Consider the following 15,288-nt stretch of genomic DNA (forward strand, 5'->3'; position numbering starts at 1 on the left):
TCACCGGGAGACGCTGTGTCCGTTGACGGTGTTCGATTCCCAGAACTCGGCTCCGTCGATGCCGAGCGCTGTGGGATCGAACGCGGGGTCGAGTCCACGCTTCTTCTGTTGTTCGTAATCGCGGTAGACCCGGTAGACGAGCGGGAAGAGTAGTACCAGGCACATCAGGTTGACCCAGGCGATGAGCCCGAGCCCGATATCGCCGATCGCCCAGACAAGTCCTGCGTTCACGACGGATCCTACGAACACGATCGCGAGCGTGCCGAGTTTGAGGACCAGCTTGGACACCGGCCCCTTCCGCCCGTTAAGCAGGAACAACAGGTTCGAGTTGGCCACGTAGAAGTACACGATGAGGCAGGTGAAACCGAACAGGAACACGGCTACCGCGATGAACGCTGCGCCCCACCCGGGCACCAATGTGTCGATGGCCTTCTGGACCCAGTTCGGACCGGCCTCCACACCCGGAAGGTGCTGGACGAGGTAACCGCCCGAACCATCGGAGACGTTGTACTGCCCGGACACCACCATCATCAGCCCTGTTGCCATGCAGATCAGCAGCACGTCGATGTAGATGCTGAACGTCTGGACGAGACCCTGCTTGCCGGGGTGCGACGTCCGCGCCGCCGCCGCGGCGAACGTCGCCTCACCGATTCCGTTCGCCGATGCGAAGACTGCCCGGCGCACGCCCCATGCAACTGCAGCGCCTGCGATGCCGCCCAGTACAGGGTCGATACCGAACGCTGAGTTCACGATGAGCGTGATCGCTTCCGGCACATTCTCGATGTTCGCGGCGATCACCGCCAACGCCAACGTCAGGTATCCGATTGCGAGAATCGGTACGAGAGTCTGTGTGACCTTGACGATTCGAGTGGTGCCGCCGAAGATCACCAGAGCGATCAGCACGGTGATGAGCACTGCCGGCACCCAGGTCGGTGTTCCGAATGCCAGCTCCGCACTCGAGGCAATGGTGCTGACCTGGAATCCGGGGAACATGAATCCGTAGCCGACCAGCCCGAGGAACGCGACGAGGCCCGCGACCTTGGGGAGCTTCAGTCCATACTTGATGTAGTACGGCATGCCGCCGATGTCCTCGTTGGCCTTCTTCCGGTCCTCGTCCTCCACCTGACGTTTGAACACCTGCGCGAGGGTTGCCTCGGCATACCCGACGGTGCAACCGACCAGTCCTGTCACGGCCATCCACAGCAGGGCACCCGGTCCACCACCGCCGACTGCTGTTGCGACACCGGCGATGCTCCCGACACCCACACGGCTGGCGAGCGCGAGGACAAGCGCCTGGAAGGAGGACAGTCCTCCTTCGCCTTCGCTGGATTCCTTCAGCTGTCGGATCATGTCCGGGATGCGTCGGAACTGGATGCCTCTGGTGGCGACGGTGTACGCCACCCCGAGGCCGAGGACCACGTAGGCCATCGGTCCCCAGATGGCGTCCGCCACGGTCGTGAGCATCTCGGCCCAGTCCAGGCTTGCCATGATTTACCCTGTCCGCCCTGCGAGGGTCTTCAGTGCCTGTCCGATCTTCTCGACCTGCTCTGCGGGGAGTTCTGCGGTGGGCCGGCGGGGCGCTCCTACCGGTTCTCCCTGCAGAGCGAGACCGGCTTTGACGGCGGAGATGAAGGGAACGGAGATCATCGCGTCGATCACCGGGTACAGGTTCTTCCACTTGGCGAGCGCGCCGTGCAGGTCGCCCTCGCCGATGAGCCGGTTCACTGCGACGATCTCGTCCGGAACGACGTTTGCGGCACCGGCCATGACCCCGGCAGCGCCCTCGACCAGTGCGCTGTAGATGTAGGAGTCCCAGCCGATGAAGGTGCCGATCACGTCGCTGTGGTGGTGGATCAGCTGCAGTGCCTGTTCCCAGTTCGCGCTCGAGTCCTTGATGTACCGAATGTTGTCGACCTCTTCGGCCAGGGAGCGAACAGTGCTGGGATCGAGGTTCACACCCGTGACCGCGGGGATGTTGTACAGCATGACCGGCAGCTCCACGGCGGAAGCGACATCCTTGATGTACGCCACCGTCTCTTCGGTCGAGAGCGGCTCGTAGAACGGTGTGATCAGCATGAGCACGTCGGCGCCCGACTTCTCGGCGGCGCGGGAGAGCCGGATGGCCTCTGCGGTCGTCGTGGCACCGGTCTGGGCGATGACGGGAACCCGGCCGTCGGTGTGCTCGATGACCGTGTCGACGAGACGCAGGCGTTCGTCCGACGACAGCGCCCCGACCTCACCGGTCGATCCTGCCGCGACGACACCGTCGACGCCTGCCTTGATCGAGCGGTCCACCACGAGCTTCAGCTTGTCCGTGTCGATGAGCTCGTCGGCGTCGAACGGGGTGGTCAATGCTGTGAGGACACCGCTGAGTTGCTTGGACATGAAAATGACTCCTAGATCGTTGACGAGTGTTTGGTGTGGGGAAGGTCAGGCGCTGGCGGGCTGAACGGTGAGCATCTCTGGTTGACGAGTCTGGCGATGGGTGGCGAGCACGCTGGCGACCTCTTGAGCAGCGGAGAACCCGGACGTGATCGACGTTTCCGTGTAGAGCGTTCCGAGATAGTCGCCGGCGAGGAAGACTCGGCCGGCACCGCGCGTCAAGGTGGGCTGAAGCTTTGCGCGACCGGGGAAGCTGTAGGGCGACGCGTTCTTCCACCGTGCGGCCTTGGCTTCCACGACGGTGTCGGAGAACCCGGGCCCGAGGATCTGCTCGAGGTCGGCGAGGTGAGTGTCCACCACTTCGTCGTCGCTCTTGTTGAGCAGGGCGCTACCCAGCGCCGCAGGCGAGAACGTCATGAAGCTGCCGCCGGGCTGCCGGACGGACTCGGTGCCGCGGACGATGCTTGCCTGGTTGAGCGCGATGGCGAACGAACGCTTGGGGGCGGCGATGGCGTAGATGTCGTCCCACGGTTGCGCCGTCGTTTCGTCGGTGAGAAACGCCGAGCTGACGTGGGGGCCGTACTTGATCTGAGAGAGCGCATCGCGCAGGTCCTGCGGCAGGTCGACTCCGACCCGGTGGGACACGTCCGCGGTCGTGGCCAGCACGACCGTTCGCGCCTCGACTTCGTGGTCGCGTCCGTCCTGGCGGTAGCGCACGATCACCGAGTCCTTCTTGTGCACGACCTCCTGCACCGCGGCACCCAGCTGAACGCGGTCGCCCAGCGACGCGGCGAGGGCTTCGGTCAGTGTGGACGGCCCGCCGACGATGCCGCGGCTGAGGCCCTGCCCGAAGCCGAGCACCAGGCTGAAGTATCCGATGCCCGCGCCCGCCGAGATCTGGTCCATGTTTCCAGCGGATCGGGTGACGGTGGTCTTGAACAGTGCGGCCGCGTCCTCCGGCAACTCCCCGACGAAGTCGAGGAAGGATTCGTCGTTCGCGAAGTCGTAGATCCGCTGCTGGCGCATTGCTCCGGACTCACCGGCGCGCTTGCGCACCACTCCGGTGTACTTTCCGACGCCCGCAACGACCTTCATGCCGGCGCGCATGGTTGCCACCCGGGCCGAGAGCGACATCGGGATCCGGAACGGATATGTGGCGATGTGACCCTTGCGGAGGAACTTCCCGTTCATCGTGAGGGCCTGCAGCGACCCGGGGATGTCGACCGACATCACCCCGGCCTCGTTGAGCAGGGCTTCCGTGGACGATCCGGGGCCGGCGAACACGTGGCCACCCCAGTTCAGCCAATACGACCCGCGACGTTCGGAACGGATGCGTCCACCGACGCGCTCCTCGGACTCCAAGACAAGTGTGTCCCAGTGACGCAACCGCCAGCCTGCCGACAGACCGGCGAGGCCGGCACCGACTACAACTACATCTCGCACTTCGATATCTCCTTCACTGGGGCCATGTCTCTCGCCGGGAGTGGTGGCGTGTTCGTGGCAAGTTGTGATTCGGGACGCGCGCACCTGCCGTGCAGTGGTTGCGTGCGATACACGCAGTCCGGACGCGTCGTTCTCTGGGATAAAACAGTGATGCCGGTCATATCCGCTCCACTGAGGATAAAGTGTGATCACAGATCACACAAGAGCGATGTGATCGGCGGCGCCTCGTGCGCGAAGACCCGACCGCGACGGATCGGGCTACGTCGAGATCGGGGAGAGAGGGGCGAGGGCCACATGACTGCGATGGAATCGGTTACTCGTGAGGGCGAACGAGCTGCGAGCCGTGCGACCCAACGTTCGGGAGAGTCCTGCTCAGGCCCCGCTGGGATCGCCCCGGCGACCGTTCCGCAGAAGGTCGCGCCGACTCTCCTGACGGATCAGGTGTACTCGATGATCCATCAATCGATCATGAATGGCGATATGCCTGCCGGGACGAGATTGCGCATCCGCGACCTCGCCGCCCAGGTCGGCACGAGTGTCATGCCGGTTCGAGAGGCTATCCGCCGGCTCGAGGAGGCAGGTCTCGCGGAGCGGGTCCCGCACCGGGGTGCTGTCGTGAAGGGACTGAGCTTCGCAGAGCTGGTCCATGTCTACGACGTCCGACTGTTGTTGGAGGTCGAGGCTGCCCGGCTCGGTGCCACTCGAATCACCCGCGCCGACGCCGAGCGAATGAAGACCGAATTCGAGGCGATGAGGGTCGCGATCGTCGAGGGCCGCGTCGTGGAATTGTTGGAACACGACGAGGAACTGCTGTCGATTCTCTATCGTGCGACCGATAACCCGGTGCTCGTCAACATGATTCGCAATCTGTGGCACCACTGCAGGGCCTACAAGATCGTCGGTGCCCGGGGCACGCTGGACTCCGGGGACGTCGAGTCGTTGGTGGTCTTTCAAGAGCGTCTCGTCGAGGCTGCGCTTCGAGGCGACGACGTCGCGGCTGCGAGCGTCAATCACGATTCGCTCGTCAATGCGACGGATCGAATCCGGGCTCTCCTCGAAGCGCAGCACCGAGATCAGGCGTAGACGTCAGGACTGGGACGCTCGTGCGGGCGACACCGGTGAGCTGGCGACCCCGAGCGAGGCGCTCTCGGTCAAGGACAGTCCTCGGGTTTCCGGTGCCCAGAAGTGGGACAGCACAGCTCCGAGCAACGTGATCACCGCGGCGATGAGCATCGTCGCTCCGATGCCGAGGCCGCTGAGGGACAGTGGTACGAGGAATGTTCCGACTGCCGCACCGATGCGGCTCAGAGAGGAGGCCATACCGACTGCGGTGCCACGGATCTCGGTGGGGAAGAGCTCGTTCGGGTAGACCCACTGCAGGATCTGCGTGCCGCCGATCAGTACGGCGTAGGCAGCGAAGAAGACCATGATGATCGAGGTGGGGGCCTCGGGGAACACTCCCATCAACAGCAGTGCCAGACCGGCCCAGAGGAAGCTGTGAATCAGGAGGGGGCGGCGTCCCATCCGGTTGACGAGGAACAGAGCGATGATGCATCCGACCAGGAACAGGATCGTGATGACGGCAGAACCGATATGTGCCGCATCTTCTTCCAGTTTGAGGGCGCTGAGAATGGCTGGCGCAAACGCGTAGACGGCAAACAGGGGGACGATCGAGCAGGTCCAGAACAGAGTAATGAATGCCATCCGCTTTCCGTATCCGGAACGGACGAGCTCCTTGACGCTGACGCTGTTCTCGTCCTCCACGGGGAGGTCGGCGACGGAGACGCCTGGGCCGAACACCTTACGCAGCACCTTGTTGGCTTCGTCGATCCTGCCCTTGCCCACCAACCAGCGCGGCGACTCGGGAGTGCCTACGCGGGCTACCACGATCAGCACTGCAGGCACCGTGGCGCTGGCGAGCATCCAGCGCCAGGCGTTGTCGTTTCCTGTTTCGGCAAGTATCTGGCCCACGACGTACGCCGCTGCAGCGCCGACGAACCACATGGCGACGAATGCGCCGAGGAACGGCCCGCGGTACTTGCGAGGGGTGAACTCCGTCAGTAGCGACGTGGCGATCGGGTAGTCCGCGCCGACGGCCATGCCGATGAGCAGGCGGAGCACGATCAGCCAGATCACGTCCTGGACGAAGAACTGTGCGACCGAGAATGCGGCGATCGCGATCAAGTCGACGGTGAACAAGACTTCTCGCCCGAAACGATCGGTCAACCAACCGCCGGCGAATGCACCGAGGAGGATGCCGATCAGCGACGATGCGCCGACCAGTCCCTGCTCCACGGACGACAGGCCCCACTGATCCGCGATCTGGATCATCGCGACACCGATGATGGACAAGACGAATCCGTCCAGGAACGGTCCTCCCGACGAGAACACGGCAAGCTTCTTGTGAAACCTGGACAGTGGCGCGTCGTCCAGCGGATTGGTGACCATATCGAGCTCCTCGTTGACGTTTCTGGTCTGGCTTGACGTTGGACCCCGGTAAGACGTGTGCTCGGGGTGCCTGTCGTGGTCGGTGTGAAAGAGATGAGTCGAGCGTCGAGCGCGACGTCCTGCACTGGCGCTCTGGTGGATCCCGATGCACTGAAGGGCAGCGGTATCTGCACCGTGAGACGCGATGAAGATCGCGATTCAGACCCTCACGTCGATGTGATGTGCGTCTCGTCACACAGAATAGGATGAGATCACAGATCACACAACCCTCGATGTGATGTCTTGCGACCGGGACCCCCCGACCCCGCTACCTTGCACGATGCTGATAGCCATATAGTGTTGAACTGATATATCAACACCCGAGGAGATGAAATGAGTCAGACCTGCACGCTCACGCTCAGATATCCGGAGCGTTCGGGCATCGTGCATGCCATCGACTCCCTCTCTCCCGACGGCAGCGATCTGCCCGTGCGTTAGACGCTTCTCGGGAAGGTCGCGGACAAGTTCACGACCTCATCTTTTCGATGGGGCGCGCAGATCCTCGGGGCGACTTCCTTGCCGTCGTCTCCCGCCGCGGGCGCTTGCGGCCGATGGCCGAGGAGACTCTTCGAGAGTGTCGACGAGTGCGACGCCGATCTGGCGGTTCGCGCCGGCTACACGCGTGCCGTGTCCGATGAAGCCTGCCGCCGGCTACGCCGAGTGCCAACAACATTCAACACCCTGTCCTGCCCGGACCTAGTGTTCTTCCGGCGCTCGAGCGTCGAAATCTGTGCGAATTCAATCGGTCTGAACGTTCCGTACCTCGACAGTGGCGTGTCTCACGCATCAACGACCTTGTCGCGTATGTGATCACAGATTACATTCGTATTACCGCAATGTAAGCGGCGGTGTCATCGACTGCCGGTGTGCAACCGAGACCTTCGGTTGCAGCGGCAGTCGTTTCCCTGTGCGACAGGGCGCGAAACTCGTTGCATTCCGGTCGAATCGGTCCGAGCGACGGTGTCACCGAGAGTTCACGAGCACGGTAAAGGAGGAGTGTTGTTGTGAGAGCGACCAAGTCGAGCGGAAGTGCCACCGCGGCGGGGCTGTTGGCGATTGTGTTGTGGAGTTCGATGGTCGGAATGATCCGTCTGGTCACCGATAGCCTGGGGGCGATCGGCGGCGCTGCGATGATCTACTCGTGCTGCGCGATTCTGTTGTCGGTGACTGTCGGATGGCCCAAGTTCAAAGACTTCAGTCGGACGTATCTCGTCACCGGTGCCGTGATGTTTGCCGCGTACGAGGTGTGCTTTGCCCTCGCAATCGGACTGGCGGACACTCCGAGGCAGGCAATCGAAGTCGGAATCGTGAACTATCTGTGGCCGAGCCTGACGGTGGTGTTCGCGATCGTGTTCGCCGGACAGAAGGCTTCGCGCCTGATCCTGCCCGGCATCGTGCTGTCGGTAGTCGGCATTGCCGTCGTTCTCGGCGGTGACGCCGGACTGGACGTCGCAGGCACCGTCGACAACGTGCGCTCGAATCCTCTGAGCTATGGGCTCGCGTTCGCCGGCGCAGTGATCTGGTCGGGCTACTGCACCGTCACCAAGATGTTCGCGAACGGGAACAACGGCATCACCCCGTTCTTCGTGCTGACGGCTGTGGCGTTCTGGTGCATGTACCTGTCGTCCGGTCGCGAGCCGATGCACCTGAGCTTCACCGCGATCGCGGCGACGGTGGTGGCGGCGTGCGCGATCGGCTTCGGCTACGCCTTGTGGAATGTCGGAATCCTCCGCGGAAACATGACCTTGCTCGCCGCTGTCTCGTACTTCACGCCTGTACTGTCCGCCGCATTCTCGTCGTCGATGTTGGCCACGGCACTCGGCCTCACGTTCTGGGTGGGAACCGCTGTGGTGTGCCTCGGGGCAATCCTGTGCTGGTGGGCGACGCGCGGACCGAAGGCACCCGTCGAAGTTTCCGAAGAGGTCGTGTCGCTCGACGAGCAGAGCATCGAGGAGCAGTTTCTCGACGAGACGAGCATCGACGAGCTCACCGGCGTTCGTTCACTTCTCGGTACGCGAGTGGAATGCGTGGTAACCATCGCCAGTGATCGCCGTTCGGCGCCTCGTGTGCCGATCGACGTCGGGTCGGGAAGCTAGCGAGGCTGCGAATATGGCCGCTGTTCCAAGTGATTTCACCGGGACAATCGATTCCTCCGTCGATGATCGGTCGGCTCGACGTACACGGTGCGGGTAGAGCGGCACCTCAGACCGCGCGAGCCGAGCGTTCGACTCTGCACGATCGTAAGTAGTGCCCCCACGTGGCCCGTTCGCCCATCGTGGTGTCGACATAGTCGACGCACCGAGGAGCAGGCACGTGAGCAGTTCAACGATCGAGGCCGAGGCAGTGACCGACCGCGAACTCGAAGACCGGTTCCATCCGATCTTCGACCGGATCGCCGAGGGCGCGCTGGGCCGGGAACAGGATCGCCGGTTGCCGTTCGACGAGGTGGGTCTGCTTCGCGACGCGCGGTTCGGTGCCCTGCGCGTCCCCGTCGAGTTCGGCGGGTTCGGCGCGTCGGTCCGACAGCTGTTCGGTCTGCTGATCGACCTGGCTGCCGCGGAATCCAATCTGCCCCAGGCGCTTCGGATGCACTGGAGCTTCGTCGAGGACCAGCGTCTCGCCGCCCCGACGGTCAACCGCGAGCGGTGGCTGCGCGCGGCGGCGGAGGGGACACTGGTCGGCAACGCCATCACCGAACCCGGGGTGGGAGCCGCCGACCGGTACCAGACGACGCTGCGCCGCGGCGACGACGGCACCTGGGTTCTGGACGGCGTGAAGCACTACAGCACGGGCAGTCTGTACGCCGATCACATCCTCGTCGCGGCCGACCGTGACGGCGAGCGGGTGTCGGTGCTGGTGGACGCCGACGCTCCGGGCGTGACCCAGACCGATGACTGGGACGGTTTCGGACAGCGGCTCACTGCAAGCGGCACGACCACGTTCTCGGGTGTCGTGGTGCCCGAGGACCGGATCCTCGGGCCCGGATACGGCGCGCCCGGCCGCACCTACGCGACGTCCTACCTGCAACTCGTGCAATTGGCCGTCCTCGCCGGGATCGCCCGCCGTGCGGAAACGGACACGGCGGAATGGGTTCGTGCCCGTACCCGCACGTTCACCCACGCCGCCGCCGACCTGCCCCGGCACGACCCGCTCGTGCAGCAGGTGATCGGCAAGCTGTCCGCCGCCGCATACGGCGCCCGCGCGACCGTGCTCGCCGTCGCCGACGAACTCGACCGCCTGCTCGGCGCCGGTGGTGAGGACCCTGAACTCCTGGACCGTGCCGAGGCCGCCGCGGCCCGCGCACAGTCCGTGGTGATCGGCCTCGTCCTCGACGCGACCGCGCAAGTGTTCGAGGTGGGGGGCGCGTCGATCACCTCGTCGGAACTCGGTCTCGACCGGCACTGGCGCAACGCACGCACCATTTCGGCCCACAACCCTCTGATCTACAAGCAGCAGTCGGTGGGGGCGTACGTCCTGAACGGTGACCCGCTGCCGTACGCCTGGAGCGCCGGGCAGCGGCAGAGCGTGCGGGACGCGGACGCGCCGGCATGACCCGGCAGATCCGCTTCAACGCCTTCGACATGAATTGCGTCGCCCACCAGTCGCCGGGGCTGTGGCGGCACCCGGACGACCAGTCGCACCGCTACACCGACCTCGGCTACTGGACCGACCTCGCCCGGCTCCTCGAACGCGGGCTGTTCGACGGCCTGTTCATCGCCGACGTGCTCGGCACCTACGACGTCTACGGCGGAACCGACGAGGCCGCGCTGCGGCAGGGCGCCCAGATCCCGGTCGCGGACCCGTTGCTGCTCGTCTCGGCCATGGCAGCGGTCACCGAACACCTCGGTTTCGGCATCACCACGGGGACGGGATTCGAGCACCCGTATCCGTTCGCGCGCCGACTCTCCACCCTCGACCACCTCACCGGGGGACGGATCGGGTGGAACGTCGTGACGGGGTACCTGCCGTCCGCGGCCCGGAACTTCGGTGACGCCGACCAACTCGACCACGACACCCGGTACGACCATGCCGACGAGTACCTCGAGGTGCTCTACAAGCTGTGGGAAGGTTCGTGGGAGGACGACGCCGTCGTGCGCGACACCGAGCGCGGCGTGTACGTCGACCCGGAGAAGGTGCACCACATCGGCCACCGCGGAACGCATTTCACGGTCCCGGGCATCCACCTGTCGGAACCGTCGCCGCAGCGGTCGCCGGTGATCTACCAGGCGGGGGCGTCGCCGCGCGGTGTCCGGTTCGCCGCCGAGAACGCCGAGGCGATCTTCGTGGGGCCGCCGTCGAAGCGGGTGCTGAAGGACACCGTCGCACGGATCCGCCAGGCCCTCGTCGACGCCGGCCGCGACCCCTATTCGGCGCGGATCTACGCGCTGTCCACCGTCATCACGGGCAGCACCGACGAGGCCGCGGCCGCGAAGCAGGAGGAGTACCGGCGATACGCGGACCTCGAGGGCGCACTGGTCTTCACGTCCGGCTGGATGGGGATCGACCTGTCGCGGTACGACCTCGACGACCCGATCGGAAACGTCGAGAGCAACGCCATCCAGTCGGCCGTCGCCGCATTCCAGGAGGCCGCGGACGACGGTCGCGAGTGGACGGTGCGCGATATCGCGGAGTGGGCGAGCATCGGCGGGCTCGGGCCGCGGTTCGTCGGCTCCGGCGAGACCGTCGCAACGCAGTTGCAGGAGTGGGTGGCCGACACCGACGTCGACGGGTTCAACCTGGCGTACGCGATCACGCCGGGTTCGTTCGAGGACGTCGTCACCCACGTCGTGCCGGCGCTGCAGGCCCGGGGTGCCTACCCGACGGGCTACACCGACGGGACCCTGCGCCACAAGCTGTTCGACAAGGGCGACCGGCTTCCCGCCGACCACCGGGGCGCGCGGTACCGCCTCGGCGGCGACCTCTCGACGCGGACCGACCGCTACCGCGCGTACACGAACACCTGAACGACCACCACAACCACCGGGAGGACCCATGAGTACACCCCGCACCGCCGCCGTCGTCGGAGCCGGATTGGCCGGCACCACTGCCGCGCTCGGTCTCGTCGACGCCGGTTTCACCGTCACCCTCTACAGTGACCGCGACCGGGACGCCTTGCGCAACGACGTCCCGGCCACCGGCACCGCCGTCTACTTCGGTAAGTCCCGTGAGGCCGACGCCCGCATCATCGAGGACCTCTACGCCGACGGTCCGCACTCGACCGGGATGAGCACCCGCCTGCACACGGGGGAGGGCGACACCCGCGCCGACGTCCTCGAGTTCGACCCCGACTTCCGGTACGTCGCGCAGGGCGTCGACGTGCGGCTGCGGGCCGACGACCGGCTCGGCCGGTTCCTGGACCGCGGCGGCCGCTTCGAGGTCCGGGCGGTGGACCCCGACGCCCTCGACGCGATCGCCGCCGACCACGACCTGACGCTCGTGGCGACCGGAAAGGGCGGGCTGTCCACGCTGTTCCCGGTGGACACCGAACGGACCGTGTACAGCGAACCGCAGCGCCGACTGCTGCTGGTGACGTTGCAGGGCCTCGGCCACGGCGCGGACACCTTCGGCTACCGGTCCGCGGCGGGCGGCGCGCACAATCTCTTCAACCTGCACACCGACTTCGGTGAGGCCTGGCTCGGCCCATACCTGCACAAGGACGCCGGCGCCACATGGAGTTTCCTCGGATTCGCGAAACCGGGCAGCCCGTGGGAGGAGCGGTTCGCCGCGGTCACCGACGTGCACTCGGCGCGGCAGACCGTCGTCGACTTCTACCGCGACTACTTCCCGCACGACGCCCCCGAGATCCAGCAGTTGCAGGTGATCGAGTCCGACCCGCACTCGTGGCTGAAAGGGGCGGTCACCCCGACGGTGCGCCGCGCGGTCGGGACGACCAGTAGCGGCCACGTGGTCGCGGCGATCGGTGACACCGCGATCGCGTTCGACCCCCTCGCCGGACAGGGCGCCCAGAACACCGCCGTGCAGGTGGCCGCGCTCGTCGACGCGGCGCGTGCGCACGACGGCGAGTTCACCGCCGACTGGTTGTCCGAGCAGTTCGAGAAGCACTGGCACACAAGGGGTCACGCTGCCGCAGAGGTCACCCGGTTGTTCCTCGGCGATCCGAAGTACGCGGTCCACGCCGAATTGCTGTTTCCGGCGGCGACCGTGAGCGAACCCGTCGCCGCGGCCCTGTTCGGGTTCCTCTCCGAACCCGACACGCTGATCGGTATCGACACCAGGGAGGACGTTCTCGCGTTCATCGCCGCCAAGGCCGGGGAACCGGCCGAGGACGTGCTGGCACGGTTCACGCCGAGCGCCGGGTTCACCGCGTCTCCCGCGGCGGCCCGAGTTTGAGCAGGTCCGCTGTTCCCACGCGATGATCCGGCGCCGGTGGTGGCGGTCGTATCGGCATCGACTCCTCACCCGGCGTCTGTGGGGCCCGTTCCGGGGCGATCCTGCTGTTCGCGACGGCGTCGGGCGCGAAAGTTCGCCACGTTGACGCGGTTTCCGCACACCTGGGGCATGCAGAACCGGCGCCGTCCCGCCCGGCTGGTGTCGACGAAAATTCCGTTGCACGAGGGGGATTCGCACGATCGGAACCGGTTCGGCCCCAGCGAAGCCACGGTTCCGAGCAGGCCCGTTCCGATGACGACGGCCAGGTCGTCGGCGAGCGTCGACTCGGGTGCGGTCTCGAGGTGCCACGTCCATGTGCCGTCGTGGCGCCCGAGGAAGGGGACGGTGTGGGCGACGCGTAGGAGTTGGTTGGCTCCGTCGACGATCGCCTCCTCGTTCGGCGCGGCCACGACGTCGCGCACCCGTGTCCGCAGCGCACGGATGTCGTCCAGATCGGTGCCGGTTGCCTGCCGGTCTCCGGGGCCGATGCCGTGCTCGGTGAGGAATGCGTGCAGCGACTCGCCGTCGGTGAGGGCGTCACCGGTCGCGACGAGCACCTCCGGGGCGGTGAGGACGAGCGCCGTCGCCACCGATGCCCCGAAGGTGTAATCGGTGAAAGTCAGTTGCATCACTTACATCCTCCGGTTAGCGTAATGGTTAACATCCTAGTTTAACCATTACGTCTCGGGAGGATGATCATGACTCGACAGCAGATCTCCAGCACGGTCGACACCGACCGGTGGCGCCTGCCCGACCGGCCGACGGTGGACGGCGCCACCATCGCGGCGGGAGTCTTCGGCGACGGACCGCCCGTCGTTCTCGTGCACGGCACGCCCTCGTCGTCGTATCTGTGGCGCGCGGTCATTCCCCGCCTCGCCGAGCGGAACACGGTGTATGTCTGGGACCTCCCGGGCTACGGGGACTCGCCACCGGTTCCCGGCGAGCCGGTGGCGATCCGCACGCACGCTCGCGTGCTGGCCCGGCTGGTCGAACACTGGGGGCTCGACCGGCCTGTGCTGGTCGGCCACGACATCGGTGCGGCGACGGTGCTCCGCGCACACCTCGTCGAGGGAGTCCCGGTCCGGCGCATCGCACTCCTCGACGCGGCGGTGCTCTCGCCGTGGGTGACGCCGGTGGCGCGCACATGCAACGCCACCTCGACGTGTACCGCACGATGCCGACGCACATCTTCCAGCGGATCACCGAGGCGCACCTCGACACCGCGACGCGCCGTCGGCTGCCGGCGTCCGTCGCGGAGGCCTACCTCGGTCCTTTCGCGGGCGCGAGCGGGCAGCAGCGTTACCTCGACCAGGTCCAATATTTCGACGAACGCGACACCGCCGACGTCGTCGAGAAACTCGGCACCGTGAAGGTGCCGGTGCAGATCGTGTGGGGTGCGGACGACGAATGGCTGGACCGGTCGTTCGCCGACGATCTCGCGCACCGCATCCCCGGGGCGCGAGCGACGCTCGTGCCCGGCGCCGGGCACTTCCTCACCGAGGACGAGCCCGCCCTCGTGGCGCAGGCTCTCGCCGACTTCCTCGCGCAGTGAGCGCCGGTGTCACGGTCGGTCGGGAGTGTGCAGTGGGTCGGCGATCGTGATCTCCGCCGTCGGCGTCAGGACGTTTCGGTGGTAGTCGGAGATCGAATCGACGAGTGCCGACACTGCGGGCGCGGCGAAGTGGTCGGGATCCCAGCCCGCATAGAGGGTGACGGCGAGGATGCCTTCGGGGATCTGGATCGGCACGCGGATGAGGTTGAAGAGGGGTTGATCGGTCAGTACGGCTACCCCCTGGCCCGATGCGGCGAGTGCTCTGGCTACAGATGTCACTGACACAACTCGGGGGTCGACGTAGGCGAGGCCTTGGCCGGCGGTGGCGGTGTCGAATGCGAGTCGGGCAGCGTTGTTGCGGTGCATCAGGATGAGCGATTCTCGAACGAGGTCGGCTAAGGAGACTTGGGTCTGTCCGGCCAGGGGATGTTCCGGTGATGCCAGCGCGCACACCGGGGCGCGGCCGATGACTCGGGTCTCCATCGACCCGGGTGGAGGGAACGTCGAGATGCCGATGTCGGCATCTCCGCGCTGGACCACGTCGTACACGGTGCGGGTATCCCGCTCGATGATGTCGTTCAGTCCTGACCTCAGGTATCGACCAGCGAGATACGGTGCGAGGACGTCGGCGATGGTGGTCGCCGGCGCCGCAATCGTCAGCGGGATGTCGCCGCCTCGGGCGAGGTGCCTGAGTACTGAACTCGCTTGGTCGGCCCGCGCCACGAGGTCGCGGGCGAGCGGCAGGAAACGTTCGCCTGCGACACTCAGGCGTAGGGCGCCCGGTCCGCGGCGAAACAATTCGACACCCAACTTCTGCTGCAAATTGTGAAGTTGCCGGGAGAGCGAAGGTTGCGCCACTCTCACCGCGCGGGCGGCCGCCGTAACCGACCCGTGGTCGACGACCGCGAGGAAGTACCGAAGTACACGTATCTCCACCATGCCTCCTAGGCATTGGCCTGCTGCGAAATGGATATTGGACGGTTATAGCAGCACTCTGCACACTTATCTCCACGCACGTGACTGTGAGCCGGCTC

The 15,288-nt window shown here is 65.8% G+C and carries 12 protein-coding genes and 1 pseudogene; 7 read left to right on the forward strand and 6 right to left on the reverse strand.

The window, feature by feature from the left end:
• The 3 genes from AC1D1G_RS15345 to AC1D1G_RS15355 are packed head-to-tail and all read right to left on the reverse strand — an operon-like array spanning window position 1 to window position 3,825.
• Complete coding sequence (locus AC1D1G_RS15345; RefSeq protein ID WP_477952723.1) at window positions 1-1,488, reverse strand: alanine/glycine:cation symporter family protein; 1,488 nt, start codon at window positions 1,486-1,488, stop codon at window positions 1-3.
• A gap of 3 nt (window positions 1,489-1,491) precedes the next feature.
• Window positions 1,492-2,385, reverse strand: coding sequence for a 4-hydroxy-tetrahydrodipicolinate synthase (gene dapA, locus AC1D1G_RS15350; protein ID WP_477952725.1), 894 nt, complete (start codon window positions 2,383-2,385; stop codon window positions 1,492-1,494).
• Between the two features lie 45 nt (window positions 2,386-2,430).
• Window positions 2,431-3,825: a protoporphyrinogen/coproporphyrinogen oxidase gene (locus AC1D1G_RS15355; RefSeq protein ID WP_317568681.1), complete on the reverse strand. Its 1,395-nt coding sequence runs from the start codon at window positions 3,823-3,825 to the stop codon at window positions 2,431-2,433.
• Window positions 3,826-4,119: 294 nt separating this feature from the next.
• On the opposite strand from AC1D1G_RS15355, the gene AC1D1G_RS15360 reads away from it, so the two are divergent.
• The gene (locus tag AC1D1G_RS15360; protein ID WP_283351472.1) at window positions 4,120-4,908 is read left to right on the forward strand and encodes a GntR family transcriptional regulator; all 789 of its coding nucleotides are present in this window, start codon (window positions 4,120-4,122) and stop codon (window positions 4,906-4,908) included.
• A 3-nt stretch (window positions 4,909-4,911) separates the two neighbouring features.
• Here AC1D1G_RS15360 and AC1D1G_RS15365 read toward each other — a convergent pair whose 3' ends face one another.
• Window positions 4,912-6,273, reverse strand: a complete 1,362-nt coding sequence (locus AC1D1G_RS15365) for an MFS transporter (protein ID WP_317568682.1) — start codon at window positions 6,271-6,273, stop codon at window positions 4,912-4,914.
• A 1,043-nt stretch (window positions 6,274-7,316) separates the two neighbouring features.
• Between AC1D1G_RS15365 and yddG the strand changes: the two genes are divergently transcribed.
• The 4 genes from yddG (at window position 7,317) to AC1D1G_RS15385 (ending at window position 12,663) form a co-directional block, all read left to right on the forward strand.
• Entirely contained in the window at window positions 7,317-8,408 is a 1,092-nt protein-coding gene (gene yddG / locus AC1D1G_RS15370) for an aromatic amino acid DMT transporter YddG (RefSeq protein WP_317568683.1), read from the forward strand.
• Between the two features lie 217 nt (window positions 8,409-8,625).
• Window positions 8,626-9,864 (forward strand): acyl-CoA dehydrogenase family protein, encoded by a 1,239-nt coding sequence (locus AC1D1G_RS15375; protein ID WP_477952726.1) that lies wholly within the window; start codon window positions 8,626-8,628, stop codon window positions 9,862-9,864.
• Window positions 9,861-11,276, forward strand: coding sequence for an LLM class flavin-dependent oxidoreductase (locus AC1D1G_RS15380; RefSeq protein ID WP_005563103.1), 1,416 nt, complete (start codon window positions 9,861-9,863; stop codon window positions 11,274-11,276). The genes AC1D1G_RS15375 and AC1D1G_RS15380 overlap by 4 nt, the downstream gene beginning before the upstream one ends.
• A gap of 28 nt (window positions 11,277-11,304) precedes the next feature.
• Window positions 11,305-12,663: a styrene monooxygenase/indole monooxygenase family protein gene (locus AC1D1G_RS15385; RefSeq protein ID WP_477952727.1), complete on the forward strand. Its 1,359-nt coding sequence runs from the start codon at window positions 11,305-11,307 to the stop codon at window positions 12,661-12,663.
• A 65-nt stretch (window positions 12,664-12,728) separates the two neighbouring features.
• On the opposite strand, the gene AC1D1G_RS15390 is transcribed toward AC1D1G_RS15385, so the two are convergent.
• Window positions 12,729-13,331 carry a CGNR zinc finger domain-containing protein gene (locus tag AC1D1G_RS15390; protein WP_477952729.1) on the reverse strand — a complete coding sequence of 201 codons (603 nt, stop codon included), beginning with the start codon at window positions 13,329-13,331 and terminating at the stop codon, window positions 12,729-12,731.
• A 69-nt stretch (window positions 13,332-13,400) separates the two neighbouring features.
• Between AC1D1G_RS15390 and AC1D1G_RS15395 the strand changes: the two are divergent.
• Both AC1D1G_RS15395 and AC1D1G_RS15400 read left to right on the forward strand, forming a co-directional pair.
• Window positions 13,401-13,775, forward strand: a pseudogene (locus AC1D1G_RS15395) (alpha/beta fold hydrolase); the annotation flags it as partial.
• A 47-nt stretch (window positions 13,776-13,822) separates the two neighbouring features.
• Window positions 13,823-14,254: an alpha/beta fold hydrolase gene (locus AC1D1G_RS15400; protein WP_477952736.1), complete on the forward strand. Its 432-nt coding sequence runs from the start codon at window positions 13,823-13,825 to the stop codon at window positions 14,252-14,254.
• Window positions 14,255-14,263: 9 nt separating this feature from the next.
• Here AC1D1G_RS15400 and AC1D1G_RS15405 read toward each other — a convergent pair whose 3' ends face one another.
• Window positions 14,264-15,193 (reverse strand): LysR family transcriptional regulator, encoded by a 930-nt coding sequence (locus tag AC1D1G_RS15405; protein ID WP_477952730.1) that lies wholly within the window; start codon window positions 15,191-15,193, stop codon window positions 14,264-14,266.
• Window positions 15,194-15,288: the final 95 nt, after the last annotated feature.

This window comes from Rhodococcus sp. P3_B8 (assembly GCF_056402775.1).

Coding starts and splice junctions, on each gene's coding strand:
- AC1D1G_RS15360 (WP_283351472.1), top strand. CDS start 4,120: ATGACTGCGATGGAATCGGTTACTCGTGAGGGCGAACGAGCTGCGAGC.
- AC1D1G_RS15365 (WP_317568682.1), bottom strand. CDS start 6,273: ATGGTCACCAATCCGCTGGACGACGCGCCACTGTCCAGGTTTCACAAG.
- dapA (WP_477952725.1), bottom strand. CDS start 2,385: ATGTCCAAGCAACTCAGCGGTGTCCTCACAGCATTGACCACCCCGTTC.
- AC1D1G_RS15380 (WP_005563103.1), top strand. CDS start 9,861: ATGACCCGGCAGATCCGCTTCAACGCCTTCGACATGAATTGCGTCGCC.
- AC1D1G_RS15390 (WP_477952729.1), bottom strand. CDS start 13,331: ATGCAACTGACTTTCACCGATTACACCTTCGGGGCATCGGTGGCGACG.
- AC1D1G_RS15405 (WP_477952730.1), bottom strand. CDS start 15,193: ATGGTGGAGATACGTGTACTTCGGTACTTCCTCGCGGTCGTCGACCAC.
- AC1D1G_RS15345 (WP_477952723.1), bottom strand. CDS start 1,488: ATGGCAAGCCTGGACTGGGCCGAGATGCTCACGACCGTGGCGGACGCC.
- AC1D1G_RS15385 (WP_477952727.1), top strand. CDS start 11,305: ATGAGTACACCCCGCACCGCCGCCGTCGTCGGAGCCGGATTGGCCGGC.